The organism is Mesorhizobium sp. WSM4935 (assembly GCF_029625735.1).
Classification (GTDB): Bacteria; Pseudomonadota; Alphaproteobacteria; order Rhizobiales; family Rhizobiaceae; genus Mesorhizobium.
The window spans coordinates 627,287-651,858 of the sequence record NZ_JARTVR010000003.1; the positions used below are offsets into that span (position 1 = coordinate 627,287).

The following is a 24,572-nucleotide window of genomic DNA, read 5'->3' on the forward strand; positions in this document are numbered from 1 at the left end:
TCCGTTGTAACGAACTCGTCGTGGACGAATCCCGGCTTCACGTTATATCGATGATTTCCCGCGCGTAAGCGCAAACAAGGGCATCGACATGGCTGATCTCCAGGTGGGCGACGCAGCACCCCAATTCGATCTTCCGCGTGACGGCGGCGGCTCCCTCAGCCTCGCTGCCTTCTTAGGCAAGCCCATCGTGCTCTACTTCTATCCGCAGGACGACACCACAGGTTGCACCACCGAGGCTATCAACTTCTCACAGTTGAAGCCGGAATTCGAGAAGGCCGGCGCCGTGGTCATCGGGCTCTCGCCCGATAGCGTCAAGAAACACGACAAATTCAAGGCGAAGCACGATCTCACCGTCGATCTCGTCGCCGACGAGGAGCGCAAGGTGATCGAGGCTTATCATTTGTGGGTCGAGAAGACGATGTACGGCCGCAAATATATGGGCGTCGAGCGCGCCACATTTCTGATCGGCAAGGATGGCCGCATCGCCCGCATCTGGCGGCAGGTTCGCGTCAAGGGCCATGCCGAAGCGGTGCTCGAGGCCGTGCGCGCGCTCTGAGCGTCGCCAAAGCCCACTAAAGCAATCGACAATTCTGGTAGTTACTCGTCAGGTGCCTCAGCCTTCGGCTGCCGCCGCGTCCTCCAGGATTTCGAACTATGGCTCACCTGATCGGCCAGCGCGGCAAGATGGCCACGCAAGCCGCGCGCGCCCATCATGGACGACAGCGTGACTGACTGCGTGGCGAAGCGCCGCTTGAAATCCTCGCCGCCGCAGAGAAAATCAATCGCGGCAAGGCCACGGTCGAACGACCATTGGATATAGTCCATCATCAGTACCATACCCGGCGAGGCGCGCTCGTATTCGGGATCATAGGTGGTGACGAAAGCCATCATCGTGCCGTGCTGCTCGAAATTGATCGAGACGGCGACGATCGTGTCGTCAAGCTCCAGCACGAAGATGTGCAACAGCCCGAGGTCGGCCAGCACCGAGATGAGCGCGGCGAGAACTGGCGAACCCTTATCGAACAGATCCGAGGCACGGCCATGGCGAGCGAGCCAGAGGCGCTTCAACGTCGCGACGCGCTCGAGTACCGGCTCGCGCGGCTCCTCCGCATCCAGCAGCCGGAAACGCAATGCACCGCTTTCTTCCATGAACTTGCGGCCACGACGATAGTTCTGCCGGCCCTTCTTGGACAACGTCTCGAACCATTCCGCCCCACACTGCCAGGAGCCAGCGACACGATAGCTGATTTCAGTGCGGTGGTTGGACCGAAGGGCCTTGCCATGAGCCGGTTCCAGCAGGGCATGAACACCGGCATCCGGTAGCAGACGGTTGAGATAGATCAGGTCGAAGCCACCCTGGTCAAAAACATATTGCCAGAGGCGGGAGATCGCCCGCGGGTCGCTATCGGGTGCAACCAGCGCGTCGCCGTAGTCACTGTGATCCTTTGCCGCCCATTCGAGTACGCGGATGCCGGAACGCCTGAAGGTTGCGAGCGCTATCACGCCATCGAGCCGGTCACCGTTCCAGGCAAGCCCAATCCTGAGCGCGCGCCGCTCCTGCTGTGGGGTGGTGCGCCACCAGGCCGCGATCCAGTCCGGGTGCTGGAAGACAAGCCCGCCGGCCCGCTGCCAGAGCGCGCTCCAGGCCGGTGTGATCTCGGCCAGGCGCACCGCGGATGTCACGACTTCAAAGGTGCGTGTCCGCGGGATTGCGAGCACAACGGGAGCGTTCATGGCCGTATCCCCTCCGAGGATCGCGAGCTACGTGAGCGTGGCTTTCCGGGCCGGATGCGCCTGGCGATATGCCCCCACATCCGCTTCAGCGGCATGACGTAAAGGCCTGCGAGCGACTGATAGTCGCGCACATCCCGGTCGACCAGCCCGAACTTGAAGTCCTCGTCGGGCCTCGGCACACACAATGTTCCGAAGAACCGGTCCCAGAACGAGAAGAGCAGCCCGAAGTTCTTGTCGTAGTGCCGTGGATCGACGCTGTGATGCAACTGATGCCAGTGAGGACACAGGATCAAATTGTTGAGCGGGCCGAACGAGATCTTGAAGTGCGTGTGCCTGACGAAATCCATCATCAGGATGTTACGCATGACATAGACGTTGACGCCAAAAACGGTCAGTTCGACAAGGTTCAGCGAAATCAGCGACCAGATGCCAAAGCAGAGCCCCGCGATGATGCCGTCCCAAGCTCGGTTCATCAACTCGTCGAGCGGATGGACCCGGTCCTTGGTGATCCCGACCATCACCTCGGCCGAGTGATGCACCTTGTGCAGTTCCCAAAGCAGCGGATAGCGATGCTGGGCGACGTGATAGAGATAATAGGAAATGTCATAGGCGAGGAGCATGCTGACGGTGAAGATCAGAACCGTCACCGGCCCTGCCGGCCCGTCGATCAGAGGCGGCTGAAAGTGGAACAGTGTCGAAAACAGCCAGTTGGTCCCATACCCCACCGTCGTGACGAAGACGATTCCGGCGGGCAGCATCAGGAAAGGCATCAGGGCCTTCTTCGTGATCCAGAACAGCAGGTCGGCCTTCGCGGAGGGATGGGTGATGACCTCACGCGGGATGACGAACTCGAAAAACTCCTTCCAGCTCTTCTCCTCGACCGTGCGCCAATAGGCCACAAGCGCGCTGACAAAGGCAGTCAGCAGCAAAAGCCCGGTCGCCAGCAGACTGGTGCCCGAAATCTTGTCGAGGATCTTGCCAACCAGGTCGTCCAGCATTCCTACCGCCGCTGTGAATCCCAAATACCAACACGCCTTTACTCGAAAAGCGTCAATTAAACGCAATCGAAGACAGTTAAGAAACCCGAGCCTTGCTCTGCGAGCTACAGGCTGCTCCTGGCAGAACATTGGTGTTCATCGCCAACGATTTCGCGGCATGGCGTCCGCATCCTGGAGATTTTCGCGCGACCTCTTGCCCGCGCTGCGTGCATCCGGCGCGGCGCAGTCGACACGGCAAAACTTTGTTAACCCTAATAATGTGTAATCGAGCTTGTCGTTGATCCCCCTAACGAAAGCTCCGTCCCGTGAAAGAAACCGGTCAGTCAGCGGTCTTCGGCAGGCGCAAGGAACCGCATACGGTCATCATCGCCCGGGGCAATGAGATAAGGCATTTCACCATCCGTCCCTGGCTCGCCGCCTTCATCGGTTCGGCCTTGGCGGCGATCGCCATCGGCTATCTGCTCGCGACGTCCTATCTGGTGCTGCGCGACGACCTGATCGGCGCCACGACGGCCAGGCAGGCCCGGATGCAGCAAGCCTATGAGGACCGCATCTCAGCCCTTCGCGCTCAAGTCGACCGCATCACCAGCCGCCAGCTTCTCGACCAGCAGCTGATGGAAACCAAGGTCAGCGAGCTGCTGGCCAGGCAAACCCAGCTCAGCGAGCGCCACGGGCGGCTCGGCCCGATCCTCGAGCGTGCCGAGAACGAGGTTGGCGACGCGGCAGGCCCTGTGGCGCGCAAGCCCGACGAGCACGCCGAAGTCACCGGCAGCCTCTCGCAGGCGCCGACCTACTCCGTCGCGTCCTTGAGCGCCGGCGACACCAAGCCGTTCTCGCTCTGGTCGACACGATCCGATCCGCTTGAGGGCGAAACCGCCGCCGATCGTGCAGACAAGCTGTTCGTCTCGATCAACGCGTCGCTGAAGGCCATCGAGAACCAGCAGCTTTCGCGCATCACCACGCTTGCCGACAACGCCTACAAGAATGCCGATGCCATCGCCCAGGCGCTGGAAGCGGCCGGCCTGCCGGTCGACAGCGAGCTCGACAAGAGCGATGTCGGCGGTCCGCTGGTTCCGCTTGATCCCTCGATGGCTTTCGACAGCAAGGTCAAGGAGTTGGACGAAGCGCTTGATGCGCTCGACCAGGTCAAGAAGGAGGCGCGCAAGTTGCCGCTCGCCAACCCCGCCCCTGGCCATACGGTAACCAGCCCGTTCGGCGTGCGCACCGACCCCATCCTTGGCAGCGCCGCCCTGCACACGGGAATGGATTTCAGGGCGCCGATTGGCATGCCGGCCAAGGTCACGGCCGCCGGCATCGTCACAAGGGCCGGCTGGGCCGGCGGCTACGGCCGCATGGTCGAAGTCGACCATGGCAACGGCTTTGCCACACGCTACGGACATCTGAGCGAGATTGACGTCACCGTCGGCCAGAAGCTCGCCGCCGGCGACGTCATCGGCAAGACCGGCAGCAGCGGCCGCTCGACGGGCCCGCACCTGCACTACGAGGTGCGCCACAACGGCGAGGCAATCGACCCGCTGCGCTTCCTGACCGTCGGCAAGAAGGTCGCGCAATATCTTTGACCGGCTGAACCGGCGCCTGCGAATTCGCTAAAGCATGTCTCCCGAAAGTGGGAACCGGTTTCGGGATAAAGACATGCGTAAAATCAAAAAACCTAAAGCGCATGGAGCGAATCTGAAAAATCGCGACGCGCTTTAAGCGCCGGGATTCTCCTGCCCGGCCAGGTACATCGTTGCCGCCGATACCAAAGTAAGGACGCCGTTCTTCAACGCGGCCTCGTCGACGCGGAATCTGGCGTGGTGAAGCGGGTAGACAGACCCGACCTCCTCATTGCGGATGCCGAGCCGGAAATAGACCGACGGGCGTTTCTCGCTGTAATAGCCGAAGTCGTCGGCAATGCTCCACCCAGGCATGTTGAGCGCATTGGCCGCGCCGATGCTGGCCCTGGCGGAGGCCATGATCAGGGCCGCCATCCCGGCATCGTTGACGACGCCAGGTTCGCCCCGGTGGATGTCGGTCTTTACGCTTGCGCCGTGGCTTGCCGCTATTCCTTCAAGCACTTCGCGAAGCCGGCGCCAGGCGCGCTCACGGGTGCTGTCGCTGCCGCTGCGTATGGTGCCTTTGAAAGCGACCTTGCCGGCGGTCACGTTGTAGGCATTGCCCCCGTTGATGGCGGTCACCGAGATGACCAGCGGATCGTAAGGGTCGGTCTCGCGCGAGACGATCTTCTGCAGCTCGCTCACCATGGAGCAGGCGACAGTCAGCGCATCGATACCCTCATAGGGTTTTGCCGCATGCGCGGCCGAACCGGTGACGATCACATCGAACGTATCGCACGCAAAGTGTAGGGACCGGAGCCGACCGCGACCTTGCCGGATGGCGTATAGGGATCGACATGGACGCAAATCGCGGCATCGATATCGTCGAGAAGCCCCTCCTCCACCACACGCAGGCCGCCCGACGGCTCGTCCTCTTCGGCCGGCTGGAAGATGAGGCGGACGGTTCCGCCGAAACTGTCGCGCGCGCGGTGCAGATGCGCGGCCACCGCAAAGCCCATCGCGGCATGGGTATCGTGGCCGCAGGCATGCATCACACCCGGATTTCCGAGGCAAACTCGACACCGGACTCCTCCTCGATCGGTAAGGCGTCGATGTCTGCGCGGATGACCAGCTTGCGGTTTGAAGGCCGGCCGGTGCCGACGATATCGACCGCAAGCCCGTAGCCAGCAACGTCACGAATGTCGGCGATCCCTTCCTTTGCCAGCATCTCGCGCAAATAACGCTGCGTGCCTGATTCCTGGTTCGAAAGCTCAGGATGGCGGTGCAGATGGCGACGGATCTCGATCATCCGATCGAGAATCCCGGGACCGATATCGGGAGCGGTATCGCTTGCCGAAGACGGCCGGTCAGGCTTTGACATGGATGTCCCGCGGGAACTTCGTCAGCGTCTCATTGCCGGTCTCGGTCACCAAGATGGTCTCGCTGACCTCGATACCCCAACCGTCCATCCACATGCCCAGGATGGAATGAACGACATTGCCGGGTTGGAGCACCGTCTTGTCGCCAGGCCGCAGGCTGATCGTGTGCTCGCCCCAATCCGGCGGATAGGCAACGCCGATGGAATAGCCGATGCGCGATTCCTTTTTCAGCCCGTGACGCTCTATGACCTTGCGCCAGGCGGCTTCGACTGCCTCCGCGGTCGTGCCCGGCCGCAGGGTGTCGAGCACAGCATCCATGCCTTCGATCACCGCCTTTGCCGTGTCCGCGACGCGGGTCGGCGTCTTGCCGAGTTGCATCGTCCTGGCGAGCCCGGCGGCGTAGCGGCGGCAAACGCCGGCCAGCTCGAGCGCGATCGTTTCCTCCTTCCCGAACCGCCTGTCGCTCCACATGATGTGCGGCGCCGAGGCATTTTCGCCGCCGAGGATCGTCGGTGGCAGCGCCGTGATGTCGCCGGCGAAATCCTGGCTGCCGGCGATCTGCGCCTCCTGGATCGAAGCAATCGCGTCGCATTCGCGCACACCCGGCGCGATGACTTCGTAGGCCCGCGCCACCGCCGCTTCGGCCAGTTGCGATGCCTTGCGCAGATAGGCGATTTCAGGCGCCGATTTTACTGCGCGGATCCAGTTCACGAGCAGGTCGGCATCGTGCCATTTCGCGTTGGGCAGCCCGGCGACGAGCCGCGCATGGGCCTTCGGCGAGAAGTAGTAGGCTTCCAGCTCGATTCCGATATGGCGATTGCCCCAGCCCTTGGCGACGATCCAGGCCGCGATCCAGTCCATGGGATGACGGTCGGCGCGCTGAACATGGTCCTCGGGAAAGCCGACCACGTTTTGCGGTTTCATCCAGGCCGTCAGCAAGCCGCCGGCCGCATCCATGGCGCGGCCGATCCAGACAGGCTCGGCGTCCTCGATCGGAACAAGGACCACCTGTGGCGTGTAGAACGACCAGCCGTCATAACCGGTGATGTAATGCTGGTTGGCGACGTCGTTGACGATCAGGAGTTCAATGCCGCGTTTGGCCATCTCGGCGCGGATTTTTCCGAGCCGCTGCTGGTATTCTTCACGGGCAAAAGGCAGTTCAATCATCTTTTCTCCTCACCGGACCGATCTGGTCGGGGACGAGCCAACGGCTTCCCCCCGCTATGCACCATCGCGGTGGTTTTGGCGGCCGGCAATCGGCCAGGGCGACGCATAGGCAGGGCCTAGCCCGACCGACACAGCTTTCCCACCGGCATGGTCAACTCCCCTATCTTGAACGAGCCCGTGACGTGTTCGCCGAACAGGAGGACGATTGACTTGAGCTGAGTTGTAGGATGATATGCATCATCCGATATCCCAGTCGCGAACGCTCATGACGCTTCAACGCTTTTCACCGGAAATCCTCGGCGCCATGGAAAGCGCTGTCGGACAAAACGGCATCGCCCTCGATCCGGCCGGCATGGCGAAATACCTGGGCGACTGGGCAGGCGATTATCGCGGCGGGGCTCTCGCCGTGCTGCGGCCAGCTTCGGTAGCCGAGGTTCAGGCCGTGATGCGTCTTTGCAGCGAGCTTGGGCTCGGCGTTATCCCGCAAGGCGGCAACACCGGGCTGGTATCAGGCGCGATCGACAGCAAAGGCAGCGACCTGGTTGTCGTCAGTCTGGAGCGGATGAACGCCATCCGGCAGATCGATACGGACAACTTCACGCTGCGGGCCGATGCCGGCTGCGTACTGCAAACGATCAAGGATGCGTGCGAAGCGCGGGATTGCTTGTTCCCGCTGGCGCTCGGCGCGCAAGGCAGCTGCCAGATCGGCGGCAATGCCGCCACCAACGCCGGCGGCGTCAACGTGCTGCGCTACGGCATGGCTCGCGACCTGATCCTTGGCCTCGAAGTGGTGCTGGCGGACGGCGACCTCTGGAACGGCTTCTCCGGCCTGCGCAAGAACAACAGCGGCTATGACCTGAAGCAGCTTTTCATCGGCTCGGAAGGCACGCTGGGCATCATCACGGGTGTCGAGGTCAAGCTGTTTCCGAAACTGGCCAAGACGGAGACCGCCTATCTCGGCCTGGCTTCGTTCGAGACGGCTGTCGCGCTCTTCAACCGGGCGCGCCGCGACTGTTCGGACCTGATCTCCGCTTTCGAGATCATCGGCTCGGAATGCATAGAGCTTGCCCGGCTGATCGACCCTGGAATGAGAGCGCCGGTCTCGGCGCCCGTCCAGGTCCTCATCGAACTGTCCTCCGGCCCCGCCATCGATCTCAACGGATTGCTTGCCGGCTTCCTCGGCGATGCCATGGAACATGGCCTGGTGACCGACGCGGTCCTTGCCGTGAGCACCACGCAGGCCAGGAGTTTTTGGGCGATCCGCGAGGGCCTGGTCGAAGGCCAGGCCAAGCGCGGCTACCATGTGCGCACCGACCTGTCGATGAGGATTTCCGATATCCCTATCCTGATCCACCAGGCCCGCCGCTTCGTCGCGAACGATCATCCCGGCTGGATTCCCCTCGCCTACGGCCATGCCGGCGACGGCAACATCCATTTCAACGTGCTGCCGCCGCCCGCACTTGCCGAGCACGAGGCTCGTGCGCGTGGCGCTGAGGTTATCGCCGGGCTCTATGAAATCGCCGTCGGTCTCGGCGGCTCGATCAGCGCGGAGCACGGCATCGGCCGCAGCCGGCGCAAGGAATTCTGGGCCGGGCTTTCGCCGACGCATCGCCGCATGGCCGCAGCGCTGAAGAACGCCCTCGACCCCAAGGGCCTGATGAATCCCGGCTGCCTGCTGCCCGCAACGGAGATCTTTCCATGAAGCAGAGACTGGCCGCCATCGGCACTGTCGAGACGCTGCCGCACCGTGTCGCCGCTTTCCTCAGCCGCGAGATCGAATCCGGCGAGCTGAACCCCGGGGCACGCCTGCCGACCGAGCAGGAGCTGTCGGAAAAATTCGGCGTCAGCCGCAATGTCGTGCGCGAGGCGATCGCCCAGCTTCGTGCCGACGGCATGATCGAGGCGCGGCAAGGCATCGGTGCCTTCGTGCTGGCGCCCGAGCAGCGGGCCGCGATCCGCATCGACCGCGAGGCGCTCAAGGACACGCACAATATGGAGCGGCTGTTCGAGCTGCGCTGCATCCTCGAGGCCGAATCGGCGGCCCTCGCCGCGGCGCGCCGCAACCAGGAACATCTCGATTCGATCAAGGCGGCGCTCGACCGCATGGGCGGCGAGGAGCGCTGGGAGGAAGGCAGCATCGACGCCGACCTGCTCTTCCATCGCGAGATCGCACGCGCCACCGGCAACAGCTACATCCACACCTTCATTTCCTTCGTCTGCGAGCAGATCCGCCACTCGATCCATTACGCCCGCATGACCAACCCGCTGCACGACCTCGTCGAGATCAATGTCGGCGAGCATGTGCGCATTTATGAGGCGCTGGTGGCGGGCGACCCGGCTGCGGCGGAAGCGGCGATGCGCGCGCACATCATCGGCGCCGCCAACCGCGTCGGCGTCAAGCTGCCGCTCTCGAAAGCCAACGGAGCGAAATAGCCATGCCGGCAAGCATCACCCACATCTCCGATGTCTGCCTATTGGTCGAAAACATCGAAAGGACGGTCGAGTTCTACGTTGAAAAACTCGGCTTCCGCCTGCGCCGCCGCGCCGAAGGGTTTGCCGATTTCCATGGCGAAGGCGTCACGCTCGCCGCCTGGGAGCTCGACCACATCAATCGGCATACCGGTGTGTCCAAGCTGAGATCGCCGCGCCACGCGCACAAGGTCTGCGTCGCCGTGCAACTCGACACGCCCGCCGACATCGACCGCATGCATGCCGATCTCATCGCCAAGGGCGTGCCCTTCTATGGCCCGCCCGACAACTACGTCTGGAACGCGCGCTGCGCCTATTTCACCGACCCGGACGACACGCTTTGGGAACTTTACGCCTGGCTCGACGGCGGCCCCGGCGACTACCACGACGAACAGCCGTAGACGACGCCTCGCCGAAGGGAGCGGCGCTTGAAAAGAAGAGACGAGAAAGTCTGCAACAGGAGCGAAAAATGAGTGGGAACAGAGACTACGAATTGAACCGCCGCGCTTTCGTCAAAGGCGGCATTGCGGCCGTTGCGGCCGCGTCTGCCGGCATGCAGCTGGTGCTAACGCCGGGCGCTAAGGCCGCGGGCAAGGTCGTCATCCAATATGACTGGCTGATGTCCAACGGCCAGATCGGCGACATCGCGGCCGTCGCCAACGGCTATTTCAAGGATGCCGGACTGGAGGTCGAGTTCAGCCCCGGCGGCCCGAATGCTTCGACCGTGCCGCCGGTCATTTCGGGGGCCGCGCAGCTTGGCCAGTTCTCGGAAACCCCGCAGCTTTATTCAGCCCGCGCCAGCGGCGTGCCGATCAAGATCATCGCCTGCGGCTTCCGCACCGGCCCCTACGCGCTGACCTCGAAACCGGCCAAGCCGATCCGCGGCGCGGCCGACCTCAAGGGCAAGAAGATCGGCATCCAGCCGACGGCGCGGTTCGTCATCGACGAGATCCTGGCCAAGAACGGCATCGATCCGTCGGAGGTGACCATCGTCAATGTCGGCTTCGACAAGGCGCCCCTGGTGCGCGGCGATGTCGACGCGATCGGCGGCTGGATCACCAACACCCAAGCGCTCAGCGTCGTCGGCGACGACCGGATCGATCTTCTGGTGCGCGACCTCGGGCTGAGCTCCTATGCCGACGTCTATTTCGCTACCGACGCAGCGATCGAAAAGGCCCCTGAGACTCTGGCGAAGTTCATCGGCGCCGTGGGCAAGGGCTGGGGCTGGGTGCACGCCAACCCGCAGGAAGCGGTCAAGAAGATGGTCGCCGCCTATCCGGAAATGGACCTCGGCTGGGAGGAAAAGACCGTCAACCTGGTGTTGAAGCTCTCCTTCGACGGCGCCACCGCCAAGGATGGCTGGGGCACGTTCGATCCGGCCTCGATCGAGGAGCAATTGGCGCTGCTCGACAAGGTCGGCCAATATCCGAACGGACGCCCGGCCGCCAAGGATGTCTACACCACCAAGATCCTGGAGCTTTCTGCCGCGGACCGGCCAAAGCTCGACGCGCCCGCGGCCTAAAGCATGATCCCAAAAAGTGGGAACCGGTTTTTGGAAAAGATCATGCTCCGTCAAACGTTGTGCTGATCTAATGCAGAACGCGATCGAAGCGCGACAGCTGGATGTCGGCTATGGCGGCCGGCAGACGGCCGTCAAAGTGCTCGCCGGCCTCGACTTGACGGTCGCGGCCGGTTCTTTCCTGTCAATCCTGGGGCCGTCCGGTTGCGGCAAGTCGACCTTGCTCAGGGTGGTGGCCGACCTGCTCGATCCGCTCGGCGGCACGATCAGCGTGCTTGGCGACACGCCGCATGCGGTGCGTTCGCGCCGCGATGTCGGCTTCGTCTTCCAGGATTCTACCCTGCTGCCCTGGCGCACGGTGCGCGACAATGTGCGCCTGCCGCTCGGCGTCGGCCAGGGCAGCCTGACCCGCAAGATCGAGGACCGCAGCGCGGAACTGCTGGAGCTCATGGGCCTTGGCGGCCTCGGTGAGCGCCTGCCGCATCAGCTCTCCGGCGGCCAGCGCCAGCGCGTCGCGATCGCGCGCGCCCTGCTCGGCGAACCGAAACTGCTTCTGATGGACGAACCGTTTGGCGCGCTGGACGAGATCACGCGCGACCGGTTGAACGACGAGCTATTGGCGCTATGGCGGCGCAGCGGCACGACCATCCTTTTCGTCACCCACTCGATCGCCGAAGCGGCCTATCTCGGCGAGCGCGTCATCGTGCTCGCCGCCAATCCGGGGCGCGTCGTGAAGGATCTCGACATGCGCTCCTTCAAGCAGGAAGGCAACCGCTGCAAGCGCGAGGATCCGGCGATCGTCGCCGCCATGGCCGATCTGCGCGCCGCACTGGAGCGCGCATCATGAGACAGGCGCCGCTTTCCCCGCAGATGACGATCGCGCTTCCCGTCCTGGGTGCGGCATCGATCCTGCTTGCCTGGCAATACCTCCTGCCGCTGCTCGGGGTGCCGGCCTATATCGTGCCGACCCCGACAGCGATCCTCGGCGTCTTCCAGAAGAACTTTTCGCTCCTCATCGACAATCTGCGGCCAACGCTGATCGAGGCACTCGCCGGCTTCGTCATCGGCAATCTGGCTGCCGTGCTGCTTGCCGTCCTCTTCGTGCACAGCCGCGTCCTGCAAGCGGCCTATTTCCCGATCGTGCTGTTCTTCAACACCATCCCCATCCTGGCGCTGTCGCCGATCATCATCCTGATCTTCGGCCTCGGCATGACGCCGAAAATCGTCATTGCCGCGGTGATCTGTTTTTTCCCGACGCTGGTGAACATGATCCGCGGCCTCGATTCGGCCAGCGACAACGAGCACGAGCTGTTCCGGGTGCTGTCGGCGACACGCTCGGAGATTTTTTGGAGCCTTCGCCTGCCGCGCGCCCTTCCGATGCTGTTCTCCTCGCTCAGGATCGCGTCGGCCACCGCCGTGATCGGCGCCATCGTCGGCGAGTGGATCGGCTCGGACAAGGGGCTCGGCGCCCTGATCATCCAGGCGACCTTCAACTACCAGTCCGACCGGCTTTATGCGGCGATCGTACTATCATCGTCGCTGTCGATCGCGCTGTTCTGTATCGTCGTGCTGATCGAGCGGCGGGCTATCCGCTATTAGGGCAACGCCAGGGAAGTGCGTGGCGACCTTCCAAAACTGTACGAAAACAAAGCTTTATAGCGACTCCGCGATGTTGCGAAACGCCGAGCCGCTCCAACTGCCCCCTTTGGCTTCGAGTTTGAGCTTCCCGCTGCGAAAAGGCGATCGCAGCGGGCTCCTGTTGCGCTGCAACCAGAGATATTTTTGAATTCCATTTGACTGAATAAATCTTCTCTGCAAGTCTTGCCCACAAGTGGGAGCGCAAGGCATGGCGTTGCGGGGGACCAATCAGGAATTCGGGCGGCCGTACAACCGGCGCATCGTGCTCGAATCCATCCGCCGCTTCGGCCCCATTGCTCGCGGCGATATCGCCCGCCATGTCGGACTGACCGTCCAGACCGTTTCGACCATCGTTCGCGAGCTGGAGGCGCAAGGTTACATCCTGTCGGTTCGCGAGGAGCCGAAGGGCCGTGGCCTGCCGCCGGCGACGCTGCGTATCAATCCGGAAGGCGGTTATGCCGTCGGCATCCATCTCACCCCGCTCGGCATCGACGCGGCGCTGATCAATCTCAGCGGCGACGTCGTCGAGAGCGCGCACGGAGAGGCGCCAAACGCCGCTCCCGACGACGCGTTCGAAGCAATCGGCGCCATGGTCGCCGAGATGACCGGGCGCCGCCCGGGCGGCCGCGTCATCGGTATCGGCATGGCGCTTCCGGGCCCGTTCGGTGTTGAACCCATGAGCTTCGTCGGCCCGACCACCATGGCCGGCTGGCAGGATGTTCCGCTGCGCGAGCGGCTGACAGCAGCCACTGGCCTGCCGGCCTTCTTCGAAAACGATATGGCTGCCGCCGCCATAGGCGAACGCCTCTACGGTCTTGGCGCAAAACATTCCGAATATTACTATCTCTATTTCGGCGTCGGGCTCGGCGGCGCCATGCTGCATGACGGCAGCGCGTTGCGCGGCGCCTGGGGCAATGCCGGCGAGATCGGCCACATCCCGGTCGTTCCGGATGGTGAACCATGCCCCTGCGGCAATCGCGGCTGCCTCGAACGCTACATTTCGCTGGACGCACGAAGCCGCTGGAGCGGCGATGACGCTGGCTGGGTGGCCGAGGTCGCGCCCGTCTTCCGCAACGCGATCGCTATCATCGAGAACCTCTTCGATCCTGAAACGATCGTCCTTGGCGGATTGGCCTCGCCTGCCCTGCTCAAACGGCTGGCAACATCGGGGCATCCGCTGTTGAATTCGGTCTCGGCGCGCAAGGATCGCACCACGCCGCGCATCCTGGTGGCAGAAGGCGGCCAGCATGCGGTGCTGCGAGGAGCGGCGGCGCTTGCCGTTTCGGGCGTGCTTTCCCCGCGCTTCGGCCAGATCTTCACCGCCAAGCGGCTGCGCGATGGCGACCTTCTGAGAGGCGGAGACGTCGCGCCATGAGCGAACCCCTGCTGGTCCTCGACAATGTCACCAAGAACTACGGCGCCATCCAGGCGCTGCGCGGCATCAGCTTTTCGATCGGACGCGGCGAGGTCGTGGCGCTGCTTGGCGACAACGGTGCCGGCAAGTCGACGCTGGTCAAGATCATCGCCGGCGGGCTCGAACCGACCTCGGGCCGCATGCTGTTTGAAGGCAAGGAATTCCTCGCCAGGTCTCCGGCCGAGGCCAAGGCCGCCGGCATCGAGACGGTCTACCAGGACCTTTCGCTCTGCACCAATGTCGATGTGGTGGCCAATTTCTTCATGGGACGCGAGATCACGCGCAAGGTGCTGGGCGTTCCGGTGCTCGACGAACGCGCCATGGAAGCAGTGGTCGGCAAGGCGCTGGCCAATGCCGGCACACGTATTCCCTCGCTGCGTACCAAGGTCGAGCATCTTTCGGGCGGCCAGCGGCAGGCGATCGAGCTCAACCGCTTCGTCCATTGGGGCGGCAAGTTGGTGCTGCTCGACGAACCCTTCGCCGCGCTCGGCGTCGAACAGACCCGCCGCGGCCTCGACATGATCCGCCAGGTGGCGAGCCAGGGCATCGGCGTCGTCATCATCACCCACATCATGCAGCAGGCCTTCCAGGTCGCCGACCGGATCGTTGTGATCCGCCACGGCGTCGTGGCCGGCGACGTTGCCCGCAACAAGACAAGTCCCGATGCGGTGATCAACATGATCACCGGGGAGACGCTCGCCGGTGCCGGACCGGCGCGCTGAGAAACAATGAGGGGTCCGGCGAGAAGAGGAGCGAATGACATGAAGCGAATGCTACTTTCTGTCTTCGGTATCCTGGCACTGGCCGTTGCCACGCTCACGCCGGCATTCGCCCAGTCCAAGGGTACCGTCTATTACCTGGTGCCGACACTGCTCGACGAATTCCAGACCGGCTCGGTAAGCGCGCTGGAACTATTCCTGAAGCAGGTCGGCTACGAGATGAAGACGCTGAACGCCGACAACAAGACCGACGCTCAGCAATCGCAGATGAATGACGTGATTGCCCTGAAGCCGAAGGCGATCATCCTCGCCGCTGTCGACTTCAACGCACTGAAGCCGTCGGTGGAGGCCGCGCGGGCCGCCGGAATCCCGGTGGTCGAGTTCGACCGCCAGATCACCGCGACACCGTCCGACTTCACCTCCGTCGCCGGCACGGTCGAGATCGGCCACATCGCGGCCGACCAGGCCGAAGCGCTGCTGAAGGCCAAGAACGGCGCGGTCAAAGGCAAGATCCTGCAGGTGCTCGGCGATCCCGGCGACCCTTATACCCTCGATATCCAGAAGGGTTTTGAGGAAAAGATGAAGGCGTTTCCGGACGTCAAGATCATCTCGCTACCGGCCATGCAGTGGGAAGCGAGCAACGCCGGCACGATCGTCGCCGACCAGATGCTGGCCAATCCCGACATCGACCTGATCTTCAGCCATGCCGCCCACCTGTCGGTCGCCGCGGTTGCTTCGCTTGAAGCCGCCGGCAAGAAGCCGGGCGATGTCATGCTGATGAGCTCGAACGGCGCGCCTGTCGGCCTCGACCTGATCCGCAAGGGTTGGCTGAACGTCGAGGTCGAGCAGCCGCTTTACGCACAGGCCGCCGCTGTCGCCATGTTCATGGACAAGGTCGCCAACAAGCAGGAGATCAAGCCCGGCGACTATGACGTGCTCGGCCTGAAGTCGGTGGTGACCAAGGAAGCCTGGGGCCCCAACATCAAGATCCCGGGTGCTGCGATCACCAAGGCGAATGTCGACAACCCCGCCTTCTGGGGCAATCAGAAGCCGCCGACGGAAACCGTCAAGTCCGTCGAATAGGCTTCCCAGCAGAGCCCCGGGCCGCACGCGGCCCGGGGGCCTCGCAGTCCGCCCCGCGGCGGCCGCGCATTCAAACCCGACGCTAACCGGATCGGCCGATGAGCCCACGCACCCGCCATAGTCTCGAGCTCGTGCTCGACAATCTCGTCTGGTTCATGCTGGTCTTCGTGCTGGCGGTGTTCTCGATCTTCATTCCGAACTTCTTCCAGCTCGGTATCTTCGCCAACATCGTCGAGGCGTCCAGCGTGCTCGGCGTCATGTCGATCGGCCTGGCGCTGGTCATCATTGCCGGCCACATGGACCTTTCGGTCGAATCGGTCGCGGCGCTCAGCGCCATGGCGGTCGGCGTCATGTTCTGCTCGTCCGGCATCGGCCTCGGCCTGCAGCTGTATCCGGACTGGCTGATGGTGCCGGTCTCGCTCGCCATCGCGCTGGCGGTGGGCGCCATCATCGGTGTCATCAACGGCGTTCTCGTCGTCAGGCTGCAAATGAGCGCCTTCATCATCACGCTGGCCTCCTACATCTGGGTGCGCGGCCTTGTGCTGGTCATCTCCGGTGGACGCTCGGCGCAGGACCTGGCGCCTGCGATCCGCTGGTTCGGCATCCAGCGCCTCGCGGGCCTGCCGCTCACCGCCTGGATCGCGGTCGCCTGTTTCGTCATTTTTTCGCTAATCCTGGCCAAGACTCCTTTCGGCCGCCATCTGGTGATGATCGGCGGCAATGAGACCGCGACTTTCCGCGCCGGCATCCGCGTCAACCGCAACCTGATTATCGCTTTCGTGCTTGCCGGTGCGATTGCCGGCCTTGCCGGCTGGCTGCTCGCCATCCGCACCTCCGGCGCCACCGCCAATCTGGGCGTCGGCCTCCTGTTCAACGCCTTCGCCGCCGTCGTCATCGGCGGCGTCAGCCTGAAGGGCGGTGTCGGCACGCTGCCCGGTGTTTACGCCGGCGTGCTGCTTCTGTCGGCCATCAACACGGCAATCAACCTCATGGGCCTGCCGGCCAATTTCACCCAGGTCATCCACGGCCTGCTGGTACTGGCGGCCGTGCTGCTCGACGCTTTCAAGCAAACGATTCGTCAAAAACTCGCATGACAGGACGGCTCGCATGACCGGACGTATCGAAGGCAAGGTGGCGGTGATCATCGGCGCCGCGCGCGGCATCGGCAAGGGCATAGCCCAGCGCTTTGCCGAGGAAGGCGCAAGGCTGGTGCTTGCCGACAGCGAAGCGGAGGCCGGCCAGGCGAGCGCCGACGAGCTAGGTGCCGCCTTTATCCATACCGACATCTCGAAGATGGCCGACGCCGAAGCTGTCGTGGCTTTGGCACTGAAGCGCCATGGCCGCCTCGACATCGTCGTCCAGAACGCCGGCATTTATCCCTGGCAGCTCATCGAAAACACCAGCCCGGAGGACTGGGACCGCGTCATGGCGGTCAATTTGCGCGGCACCTTCAACACCGCCCGCGCCGCTCTGATACCGATGAAGGCGCAGCGGAGCGGCCGCATGCTCTTCACGTCCTCCATCACCGGGCCTCAGGTGAGCAGCCCCGGCCACGGTCACTATTCCGCAAGCAAGGCCGGCATCAACGGCTTCATCCGTGCCGCGGCGCTGGAGTTTTCCGGCTACGGCATCACCGTCAACGGCGTCGAGCCCGGCAACATCCTGACGGAAGGCATGCGGCTGCACCGCGCCGCCGCCTTTATCAAGAGCATGGAGGACGCTGTGCCGCTCGGGCGCCTCGGCACGCCGCGCGACGTCGCCAATGCCTTCCTATTCCTGGCCTCGGACGACGCCAGCTATATCACCGGCACGACAATTGTCGTCGATGGCGGCCAGCTCCTGCCGGAAGGCCAGGATTTTCGCCTGACACCGCCGTGAGTCGCCGCGGCTTGGGCACAGCCCATCCTTGGCAAGATGGGCCGGCGGCGACGGCCCTTGCAATGACCGGCTCATTCATCGCCTGTTGAACCGGGCTGCTGTAGGATGGCGAGCTTGCATCGCATGGAGGACAAACCGTGTCAAAAACCCCAATTTTCTTGATCCGAATGGCGTTTGCAGTCATTTGCCTCATCGGCTTGGCTGCGACCGCCACCGCCCTTTTCCCCGCTAGCGCCTCGGCGCAGCAGCTGCGGCGATGTGCCAATGAAGGCGGCATATGCCGCTTGCCCTATCCGACGGAGGTGGTTTACGGCGCGCGGGGCCGAACAACCTCGCGGTTTTTTGACCGTCGGTCCGTGCCCTGCTCGAATCGCCTCTTTGGCGACCCCGCCCCCGGCCGCGAGAAGGCCTGTTACTTCGTGGCTCGTGGCGGCTATGGTGATGACGACGATTACGGCGACGATGACTACGGCCCACGTCCGGGCCGCGGCGAATGGGTCGCCTGCGCCCGGGAGGGCGAGTTCTGCGATTTCCGCGGCCGCGCGATGGTCAGATACGGCGCACGCGGCCAATACACGCAGGATGTTTTCAGGAACGGCGTTCGCTGCAGCAACAACGCTTTCGGCGATGATCCCGCTCCGGGCGCTCACAAACGCTGCTATGTGAGACAGTAGCGGCCTGAATCAGGTGCTTCAGAGTGGCGGCCCTGGCGAGGGCCGCTGCCGCATTTTGCTTCAGCTTGTCTGGCGGATTGGTGGGCGATGACGGGCTCGAACCGCCGACATCTTCGGTGTAAACGAAGCGCTCTACCAACTGAGCTAATCGCCCGCCTGAGCGCGGACCATTAAGCAGTTAGGGCCGTATTCGCAAGGCCAAATGAACAGACGGTGCCCCCGTCGCGGTGCGGATTTCCCCAGCCTCGGCGCCGTTGTCAAAAAACCTTCTCCTGATTGCAGCAATGCTTGAATGCCGCGCTTGACACCCGCAGGCGAACCCCTTATCCAGCGCCCCAACGACGAACACGCCTGACACGTGCTCGTCAGTGCGCGGGTGTAGCTCAGTCGGTTAGAGTGCCGGCCTGTCACGCCGGAGGTCGCGGGTTCGAGCCCCGTCACTCGCGCCATTTGTTTTCAAAGGCTTATGCCTCTCTTGCCATTGGCGGTTTCAACTTTTTTCGCGGCCGAGTTTCAACTTTTTGAACTCGTTCTGTTCCAAGCTCAGGAGCTTGCGGCCTTTCCTGCGATGCTCAGCGCGCCGCTATCGACCAAACCGGGCCAGCGATAAGTCCGCCCGGCGGTAGCGACCGATAGCGTGAGGTTGCCAACGGTGATCATGCCACCCCCCTTTCGTGGATCCCCCGCAACCTTATCGCGGCCTCGGCTGACGCCCGGCCCCCCAAAAGTGATTTTGCGCTCCGCGCCGGCCGGGTTACGCTGCGTCATCACGAATAAGGAGGATGACGATGAAAGCCTTCCTTACAACGATCGCCGTGCTTGGCCTGTCCGTCTCTGGGGCGTCTGCCGACTGCGCCTATCATCAATCGATGGCATCGGCGACCCAGGTCGACACACAGAAGACCGCCAGCGTTCAAAAGTCCGACGTGACAAAGGCGTCGGATGCGCAACAGATCAAGAAAGAAGCGCCACCGAAGACGGAATAGCGCTCACCTGATCCCCCGCAGCTTGTGCTCGCGCTCCATCTTCTCAATGAGGCGGCGCCGCGCGTTGGCTGCGTTGTCGGAGCGCATGACATCGACATATGATTGGGGATAGGCTGGCCGGATGACCGCGGAAATCTCAAACAACTCCGCCTCCAAAATCGTGCGTTCTGGCAAAGCATTGTAATCTTCGGGCTCTAGCCAATTTTCCTTGGTGGGTCGGAATCCAAAACTCCTACCGACCGTCTCGCGGCGCCCAATAGACGAAAGAGCCAGCGCGGCATCAGGGTTCGAGGGGTCCAGATCCGCCGAAAACCACAAGCCCATCCGCCCCTGATCCCGCAAGGTGAGCGAGCGGCTGGTCGTGCGAGCAAGCGGCCGATCGTGGTCATGGCTCCAGAGTAGGCCTACATCGCTGAGAGATTTGGAGAAGGCGCCGGGGGCGATCTTCTCGATGAAGGCCCCGCGATGGTGGTGGGTGCGTTATATGGGGGCCCACCCGGATATCGTGTTACTTGCCGCCATGGCGGGACCTGCCCGCCCTTTACTCTTCCAAGGATCAGCTGTTCCAAGATCATTCGCCCAATATGACGCCGGAAGCGATAATCTGAGCCGTCCGCGCGGTGAGCTTCTGGCGCTTCACGAGCGTGGGTTTTTCGTATGGTTTTTTCATCCTGCCGTTCCGGCGTTGCCGACCAGGACGATGAACGCGCTTGCTTCGGGAGCGTTCCGGGACAAGGGGCCGCTAATAAACCGCGCGAACTGCGATTTCACGCCTTTGCAAGCAGCGTCTCGACTTCCTTAAGGGTCGGCATCGACGGCGCGGTGCCGGGGCGCGTCACCGAAATGCCGGCGACTGCGCAGGCAAAGCGGACCGCCTCCAGCGGCTCGACGCCCTTTGCCAAAGCGGCGGCGAGGCCGCCGTTGAAAGCATCGCCCGCGCCCGTCGTTTCGACCACCGGGCCGGCACTGACCGCGCCGACATGTTCGGAGCGGTCCTTGGTGTGCAGCAGCGCACCCTTTTCTCCCAGCGTCACGATGACGGCGCCAACGCCCTTGGCCAGCAGAGCGTCGGCGGCGCTGCGAGCATCGTCGATCGAGGAGACATGAATGCCGGTCAGACCTTCGGCCTCGGTCTCGTTGGGCGTGACATAGTCGCACAGCGCGTAGATGCGGTCCGGCAGGCTGGCGGCAGGCGCCGGATTGAGAATGGTCGTCACCTTTGCCCCGCGCGCGATCTCAAGCGCCTTCAGGGCCGCATCGATCGGCTGCTCGAGTTGGGTGACGAAGACGCCGGCCGATCGGATCAGGCCGGCATGGGCCTCGATATCGGCGGGCGAGATCAGCATCGCCGCGCCCGGGCTGACGATGATGGCATTGTTGCCGGTGCCTTCCTCGATAAATATGTAGGCCGCGCCAGTATAGCTGTCCGGCGTGTCGATGACGGCGCTTTTCACGCCTGCGTCCTTCCACGTCTGTTTGGCCATGTCGGCGAACGCATCGACGCCGAGCCTGGTCAGGAAGGTGATATCGGCGCCAAGTTTGCCTGCCGCGACCGCCTGGTTCGAGCCCTTGCCGCCCGGGCCGAGCTTGAAGGAATTGCCGAGGATCGTCTCGCCCAGGCGCGGCTGGCGATCGGCGCGATAGGCGGTGTCGGCGACGAAGACGCCCAAAATCACAATAGGCTTCATGACAGGCTTGCCGGTGGCCATGTCCCTACTCCGCATCCGGCGGGATGACGCCCTTGCGGAAGGCAAAGCAGCCATAGAAGCGGCGCTCGCCGGTCTGGATCACGCAATAGGCTTTCTTGGAGCGCTCGTAAAAGGCGTAGCGCTCGATCGAGATCATCGGCCAGGGCTTGCCCTCCGCCGCGTCGATCTCCTTCTGCACCTCTTTCTGCACCGGCGGGATCTCGTTTGGCTTGCCGACGATCTCCATGCGCGCCGCCGCATCGTTGACGAAAGTATCCAGCGGCAAGACCGACAGCACCGCCTTCACCACCTCGGCCGCCGTCGCATCGATGCGCAGCAGCTTACCGAGCACGGTTTGCCGCGCGACCGAATCGGACGGGAAATTGGTGTCGGCGATGATCAGGTCGTCGCCGTGCCCCATCGCCCGCAGCGCCTGGAGCACATCGGCATTGAGCAGCGGATTGATCCCTTTGAGCATGGTTTCCTCTTGGAAGTCTGTGTGCGGTCTGGAGCAATTCCAGGAAAAGTGTGAGCGGTTTTCCGTCCCGAATTGCGTAAAGCTCTAAAGACGCTTGCCGGTGCCGGCGTCGAAGAGGTGGACCTGGTCGAGACGCGGCTTGAGCTTGAGCGTGTCGCCCGGCTTGAAGTCGTGGCGCTCGCGAAACAGCGCCACCATCTCGCCCTCGCCGAAGCGTACGAAGGCCAGGGTCTCGGAGCCCGTCGGCTCGACCACGGAGACCTTGGCCTCGACGCCGTCCGGTTGGATTTCCAGATGTTCGGGCCGCACGCCGTAGACGACGGCCTGGCCATCCTCGGCAACGGCGCCCGAGGGCATCGGGAACGCCGTGCCGGCGATCTCGATGACCGGCTTCCCGGCCTTCTTCACAGTGCCTTTGAGCAGGTTCATCGAAGGCGAGCCGATGAAGCCGGCGACAAAAAGGTTCGCCGGCCGGTCGAACAGCTCCAGCGGCGCGCCGACCTGCTCGATGCGGCCGTCGCGCATCACCACGATCTTGTCGGCCATGGTCATGGCCTCGATCTGGTCGTGGGTGACGTAGATGGTGGTCGTCTTCAGCCGCTGGTGCAGTTCCTTGATCTCGGTGCGCATCTGCACGCGCAACTTGGCGTCGAGATTGGAAAGCGGCTCGTCGAACAGGAACACCTGCGGATTGCGCACGATGGCGCGGCCCATGGCGACGCGCTGGCGCTGGCCGCCCGAAAGCTGGCGCGGGTAGCGTTTGAGGTAAGGCGCGAGGTCGAGGATGTCGGCGGCGCGCTTGACCCGTTCGGCGACGACGGCCGGATCGGTGCCCCGCAGCTTCAGCGCGAAGGCCATGTTCTGCTCCACCGTCTTATGCGGATAGAGCGCATAATTCTGGAACACCATGGCGATGTCGCGCTTGGCCGGCGGCAGGTTGTTAACGACGCGGTCGCCGATTGAGATCGTGCCGCCGGAAACCGTCTCCAGCCCGGCCACCATCCTGAGCAGCGTGGACTTGCCGCATCCTGACGGGCCGACCAGCACGACGAACTGCCCGTCGGCAATATCGACGCTGACCTCATGCAGGACCTTGACGGTTCCGAACGCCTTGGCCACACTGCTGATCGCGACTTGAGCCATCGTCTCCCCTTTTATCTTTTGCGGTGAAGCTAGCCATTGCCGGCGGCAACGGCAAGTCGGTATCTTATAGATAAAAAGCCAATCTTGTTGACAAGGTAATCGATTACGCGAATAGTGGCGAGTGCCGATCCGACAACCGGTATTTTACCGGGAAATCGGGGCTCCAGGCGACGCAGGGTGGGGTCCCACGTCCCGTATGATCGAGGAGAACCGTGAGACGTTTCGACGTCCGAGAGAGATTGGCACTTCAATTCAAGCGCTGTTGTTCTGGGAGGAACCTTAGATGAGAGTCGATCTGTATGAAAAACTGATGCGCGCCGGCGCGAGCCGCCGCGATGTGCTGAAGGGTGCGGCCAGCATGGCGGCCGTCGCCGCCGCCTCCGGCGCCGGGCTCGGCGCGCTGACGAGGCCGGCCGCCGCCGACGACAGCTTGCGTGCGAAAATCCTGCAGATCCCGGGCGTCGGCAAGGGCCAGCCGACCGATGCGGACTTCCAGAAGGTCGGCGAGCTCTGCCTCGGAGCGACCAAGGCCAATGTCAAGGAAGGCGAGTTCGCCGGCGTCGAGCTCACCTTCATGGGCCTCAACAACCAGAACCTGCATAACGTGCTGTTCCGTGGCTTCCTGAAGCCGTGGGAGGCCTATACGGGCGCCAAGATCAGCTGGATCGACCTCGCCCAGGCCGACTATAACGCCCGCCTGCAGCAGTCCATCGCGACCAAGACCGTCGACTTCGATATCATCGAGATGGGCGCGCCCTTTGAAGGCGATGTCTGCGGCAAGGGCCTCACCTCCGAAATGCCCGACTGGGTCAAGAAGCAGATCGATTTCGACGACCTGGTCAACTACCTGAAGCCGCCGGTCGGCACCTGGGAGGGCAAGCAGTATCGCGTGACCATCGACGGCGACACGCACAATTTCAACTACCGCACCGACGTGTTCTCCGACTCCGAGCTGGCGGCGGCCTGGAAAGCCGACAGCGGCGACAAGGCCGGCCTGACCGAGTGGGGCGTGCCCAAGACCTGGCAGCAGGTGCAGGCCGTGACCAAGTTCCTGAAGGGCAAGAAATTCAAGGGCCAGGACGTCTACGGCTACCTCGACGCGCCCAAGCCCTGGGGCGGTTTCGGCTTCTATTTCCTCGGCAGCCGCGCCACAGCCTATGCCAAGCATCCCGATGACAAGGCCTGGCTCTTCGATGCCGACACGATGAAGCCGCGCATCAACAACCCAGCCTGGGTGCGCGCCATCCAGGACGTGATCGACGCCCTGCCGTCCGAGCCGGCCGACCAGATCAACGCGGATCCGAACACGACCGCCTTCCAGCAGTTCCTGGCCGGCACCGGCTCGATGATCCCCTGGTGGGGCGATGTCGGCTCGAACGTGAAGACCAATGACTCTTCGGTCATCGGCGACGTCACCGGCTTCTCGATCCTGCCGGGCTCCGACGACGTCTACAACTCAAAGACCGGCAAGTGGGAAAAGCTCGCCAGCGGTCCGAACTATGCGCCGAACTGCGCCTATCTCGGCTGGGGCGTCTATGTCATGGCCCGCGTCGATTCCGACGAGAAGAAGAAGAAGGCGGCATGGTCGGCCGCCGCGCATCTCGGCGGCAAGGACCTGTCGATCTGGACGGCGATGTATCCGTCGGGCTTCCAGCCCTACCGCAACTCCCACTTCAACATTCCCGAATGGGTGGCGGCCGGCTATGACGAGGCCTTCATCACCTCCTACCTCAAGTCGGAAGGCGATTCCTATAACCATCCGAACGCGGCGATCGAGCCGCGCATCCCCGGCATCTTCCAGTACTACTCCGCCGCGGAGGACATTCTGGCCAACACCTTCGCCGGCAAGATGAAGGCGCAGGAAGGCGCCGACGCCATCGCGGCGGCCTGGGAAAAGCTGACCGACCAGATCGGCCGCGAAAACCAGATCAAGCTCTACAAAGCCTCGCTCGGCATGTAGGCTGACTTATGAGACGTCGCGGCCCGATGGCACATCGTCATCGGGCCGCACCTTTACCGGCTCGACCGGTTCGATGGCAAAGAGGCAGA

The 24,572-nt window shown here is 63.3% G+C and carries 26 protein-coding genes and 2 tRNA genes; 17 read left to right on the plus strand and 11 right to left on the minus strand.

Features of this window, described 5'->3' with window-relative positions; all coding sequences use genetic code 11:
• The first annotated feature begins 88 nt into the window (after positions 1 to 88).
• A complete protein-coding gene (locus tag P9273_RS11090; RefSeq protein ID WP_278048925.1) occupies positions 89 to 556 on the plus strand; it encodes a peroxiredoxin in 468 nt (155 codons plus the stop codon).
• Between the two features lie 41 nt (positions 557 to 597).
• Here the strand turns inward: P9273_RS11090 and P9273_RS11095 are convergent, their stop codons facing one another.
• Together P9273_RS11095 and P9273_RS11100 are read right to left on the minus strand one after the other, a co-directional pair.
• Positions 598 to 1,734, minus strand: a complete 1,137-nt coding sequence (locus P9273_RS11095) for a GNAT family N-acetyltransferase (protein ID WP_278048926.1) — start codon at positions 1,732 to 1,734, stop codon at positions 598 to 600.
• A complete protein-coding gene (locus P9273_RS11100; protein WP_278048927.1) occupies positions 1,731 to 2,732 on the minus strand; it encodes a sterol desaturase family protein in 1,002 nt (333 codons plus the stop codon). The genes P9273_RS11095 and P9273_RS11100 overlap by 4 nt, the downstream gene beginning before the upstream one ends.
• A 305-nt stretch (positions 2,733 to 3,037) precedes the next feature.
• Between P9273_RS11100 and P9273_RS11105 the strand changes: the two genes are divergently transcribed.
• The gene (locus tag P9273_RS11105; RefSeq protein ID WP_278048928.1) at positions 3,038 to 4,312 is read left to right on the plus strand and encodes a M23 family metallopeptidase; all 1,275 of its coding nucleotides are present in this window, start codon (positions 3,038 to 3,040) and stop codon (positions 4,310 to 4,312) included.
• A gap of 132 nt (positions 4,313 to 4,444) precedes the next feature.
• On the opposite strand, the gene P9273_RS11110 is transcribed toward P9273_RS11105, so the two are convergent.
• Genes P9273_RS11110 through P9273_RS11125 form a run of 4 tightly spaced genes read right to left on the minus strand, consistent with a single transcriptional unit; the run spans position 4,445 to position 6,834 of the window.
• Positions 4,445 to 5,071, minus strand: a complete 627-nt coding sequence (locus P9273_RS11110) for a M20 metallopeptidase family protein (protein WP_278048929.1) — start codon at positions 5,069 to 5,071, stop codon at positions 4,445 to 4,447.
• On the minus strand, positions 5,068 to 5,340 hold the full coding sequence (locus P9273_RS11115; RefSeq protein WP_278049039.1) for a M20/M25/M40 family metallo-hydrolase: 273 nt from the start codon (positions 5,338 to 5,340) through the stop codon (positions 5,068 to 5,070). Before P9273_RS11115 ends, P9273_RS11110 begins: the two co-directional genes overlap by 4 nt.
• The gene (locus P9273_RS11120; RefSeq protein WP_278048930.1) at positions 5,340 to 5,669 is read right to left on the minus strand and encodes a hypothetical protein; all 330 of its coding nucleotides are present in this window, start codon (positions 5,667 to 5,669) and stop codon (positions 5,340 to 5,342) included. Before P9273_RS11120 ends, P9273_RS11115 begins: the two co-directional genes overlap by 1 nt.
• Positions 5,656 to 6,834, minus strand: a complete 1,179-nt coding sequence (locus P9273_RS11125) for a M24 family metallopeptidase (RefSeq protein ID WP_278048931.1) — start codon at positions 6,832 to 6,834, stop codon at positions 5,656 to 5,658. Before P9273_RS11125 ends, P9273_RS11120 begins: the two co-directional genes overlap by 14 nt.
• A 265-nt stretch (positions 6,835 to 7,099) precedes the next feature.
• Between P9273_RS11125 and P9273_RS11130 the strand changes: the two genes are divergently transcribed.
• The 12 genes from P9273_RS11130 to P9273_RS11185 all read left to right on the plus strand — a co-directional run bounded on the left by P9273_RS11130 (position 7,100) and on the right by P9273_RS11185 (position 18,228).
• The gene (locus P9273_RS11130; RefSeq protein ID WP_278048932.1) at positions 7,100 to 8,536 is read left to right on the plus strand and encodes an FAD-binding oxidoreductase; all 1,437 of its coding nucleotides are present in this window, start codon (positions 7,100 to 7,102) and stop codon (positions 8,534 to 8,536) included.
• Positions 8,533 to 9,267 (plus strand): FadR/GntR family transcriptional regulator, encoded by a 735-nt coding sequence (locus P9273_RS11135; RefSeq protein WP_278048933.1) that lies wholly within the window; start codon positions 8,533 to 8,535, stop codon positions 9,265 to 9,267. Before P9273_RS11130 ends, P9273_RS11135 begins: the two co-directional genes overlap by 4 nt.
• Positions 9,268 to 9,269: 2 nt before the next feature.
• On the plus strand, positions 9,270 to 9,704 hold the full coding sequence (locus tag P9273_RS11140; protein ID WP_278048934.1) for a VOC family protein: 435 nt from the start codon (positions 9,270 to 9,272) through the stop codon (positions 9,702 to 9,704).
• 68 nt (positions 9,705 to 9,772) lie between these two features.
• The gene (locus P9273_RS11145; protein WP_278048935.1) at positions 9,773 to 10,825 is read left to right on the plus strand and encodes an ABC transporter substrate-binding protein; all 1,053 of its coding nucleotides are present in this window, start codon (positions 9,773 to 9,775) and stop codon (positions 10,823 to 10,825) included.
• A gap of 70 nt (positions 10,826 to 10,895) precedes the next feature.
• On the plus strand, positions 10,896 to 11,669 hold the full coding sequence (locus tag P9273_RS11150) for an ABC transporter ATP-binding protein (protein WP_278048936.1): 774 nt from the start codon (positions 10,896 to 10,898) through the stop codon (positions 11,667 to 11,669).
• Positions 11,666 to 12,421 (plus strand): ABC transporter permease, encoded by a 756-nt coding sequence (locus P9273_RS11155; RefSeq protein WP_278048937.1) that lies wholly within the window; start codon positions 11,666 to 11,668, stop codon positions 12,419 to 12,421. The genes P9273_RS11150 and P9273_RS11155 overlap by 4 nt, the downstream gene beginning before the upstream one ends.
• A 247-nt stretch (positions 12,422 to 12,668) precedes the next feature.
• Positions 12,669 to 13,835: an ROK family transcriptional regulator gene (locus P9273_RS11160; protein WP_278048938.1), complete on the plus strand. Its 1,167-nt coding sequence runs from the start codon at positions 12,669 to 12,671 to the stop codon at positions 13,833 to 13,835.
• Positions 13,832 to 14,596 (plus strand): ATP-binding cassette domain-containing protein, encoded by a 765-nt coding sequence (locus tag P9273_RS11165; protein ID WP_278048939.1) that lies wholly within the window; start codon positions 13,832 to 13,834, stop codon positions 14,594 to 14,596. The genes P9273_RS11160 and P9273_RS11165 overlap by 4 nt, the downstream gene beginning before the upstream one ends.
• A gap of 39 nt (positions 14,597 to 14,635) precedes the next feature.
• Entirely contained in the window at positions 14,636 to 15,676 is a 1,041-nt protein-coding gene (locus tag P9273_RS11170) for a sugar ABC transporter substrate-binding protein (protein WP_278048940.1), read from the plus strand.
• A 98-nt stretch (positions 15,677 to 15,774) separates the two neighbouring features.
• Positions 15,775 to 16,770 (plus strand): ABC transporter permease, encoded by a 996-nt coding sequence (locus P9273_RS11175; RefSeq protein ID WP_278048941.1) that lies wholly within the window; start codon positions 15,775 to 15,777, stop codon positions 16,768 to 16,770.
• Between the two features lie 13 nt (positions 16,771 to 16,783).
• Positions 16,784 to 17,554, plus strand: coding sequence for an SDR family NAD(P)-dependent oxidoreductase (locus P9273_RS11180; RefSeq protein WP_278048942.1), 771 nt, complete (start codon positions 16,784 to 16,786; stop codon positions 17,552 to 17,554).
• A 137-nt stretch (positions 17,555 to 17,691) separates the two neighbouring features.
• A complete protein-coding gene (locus P9273_RS11185; RefSeq protein WP_336619381.1) occupies positions 17,692 to 18,228 on the plus strand; it encodes a hypothetical protein in 537 nt (178 codons plus the stop codon).
• A gap of 78 nt (positions 18,229 to 18,306) precedes the next feature.
• Here the strand turns inward: P9273_RS11185 and P9273_RS11190 are convergent.
• Positions 18,307 to 18,382: transfer RNA gene (locus tag P9273_RS11190), tRNA-Val, on the minus strand.
• Positions 18,383 to 18,600: 218 nt separating this feature from the next.
• On the opposite strand from P9273_RS11190, the gene P9273_RS11195 reads away from it, so the two are divergent.
• Positions 18,601 to 18,677 (plus strand) — tRNA-Asp (locus tag P9273_RS11195).
• 339 nt (positions 18,678 to 19,016) lie between these two features.
• Positions 19,017 to 19,214: a hypothetical protein gene (locus P9273_RS11200; protein WP_040995643.1), complete on the plus strand. Its 198-nt coding sequence runs from the start codon at positions 19,017 to 19,019 to the stop codon at positions 19,212 to 19,214.
• 3 nt (positions 19,215 to 19,217) lie between these two features.
• On the opposite strand, the gene P9273_RS11205 is transcribed toward P9273_RS11200, so the two are convergent.
• The 4 genes from P9273_RS11205 to P9273_RS11220 all read right to left on the minus strand — a co-directional run bounded on the left by P9273_RS11205 (position 19,218) and on the right by P9273_RS11220 (position 22,523).
• Positions 19,218 to 19,667 (minus strand): HK97 family phage prohead protease, encoded by a 450-nt coding sequence (locus tag P9273_RS11205; protein WP_278049041.1) that lies wholly within the window; start codon positions 19,665 to 19,667, stop codon positions 19,218 to 19,220.
• A gap of 314 nt (positions 19,668 to 19,981) precedes the next feature.
• On the minus strand, positions 19,982 to 20,923 hold the full coding sequence (gene rbsK, locus P9273_RS11210) for a ribokinase (RefSeq protein WP_278048943.1): 942 nt from the start codon (positions 20,921 to 20,923) through the stop codon (positions 19,982 to 19,984).
• Positions 20,924 to 20,927: 4 nt separating this feature from the next.
• Positions 20,928 to 21,380 carry an RbsD/FucU family protein gene (locus P9273_RS11215; protein ID WP_278048944.1) on the minus strand — a complete coding sequence of 151 codons (453 nt, stop codon included), beginning with the start codon at positions 21,378 to 21,380 and terminating at the stop codon, positions 20,928 to 20,930.
• 84 nt (positions 21,381 to 21,464) lie between these two features.
• On the minus strand, positions 21,465 to 22,523 hold the full coding sequence (locus P9273_RS11220) for an ABC transporter ATP-binding protein (protein ID WP_278048945.1): 1,059 nt from the start codon (positions 22,521 to 22,523) through the stop codon (positions 21,465 to 21,467).
• A 283-nt stretch (positions 22,524 to 22,806) separates the two neighbouring features.
• Between P9273_RS11220 and P9273_RS11225 the strand changes: the two genes are divergently transcribed.
• Positions 22,807 to 24,483, plus strand: a complete 1,677-nt coding sequence (locus P9273_RS11225) for an ABC transporter substrate-binding protein (RefSeq protein WP_278048946.1) — start codon at positions 22,807 to 22,809, stop codon at positions 24,481 to 24,483.
• Positions 24,484 to 24,572 lie beyond the last annotated feature (89 nt).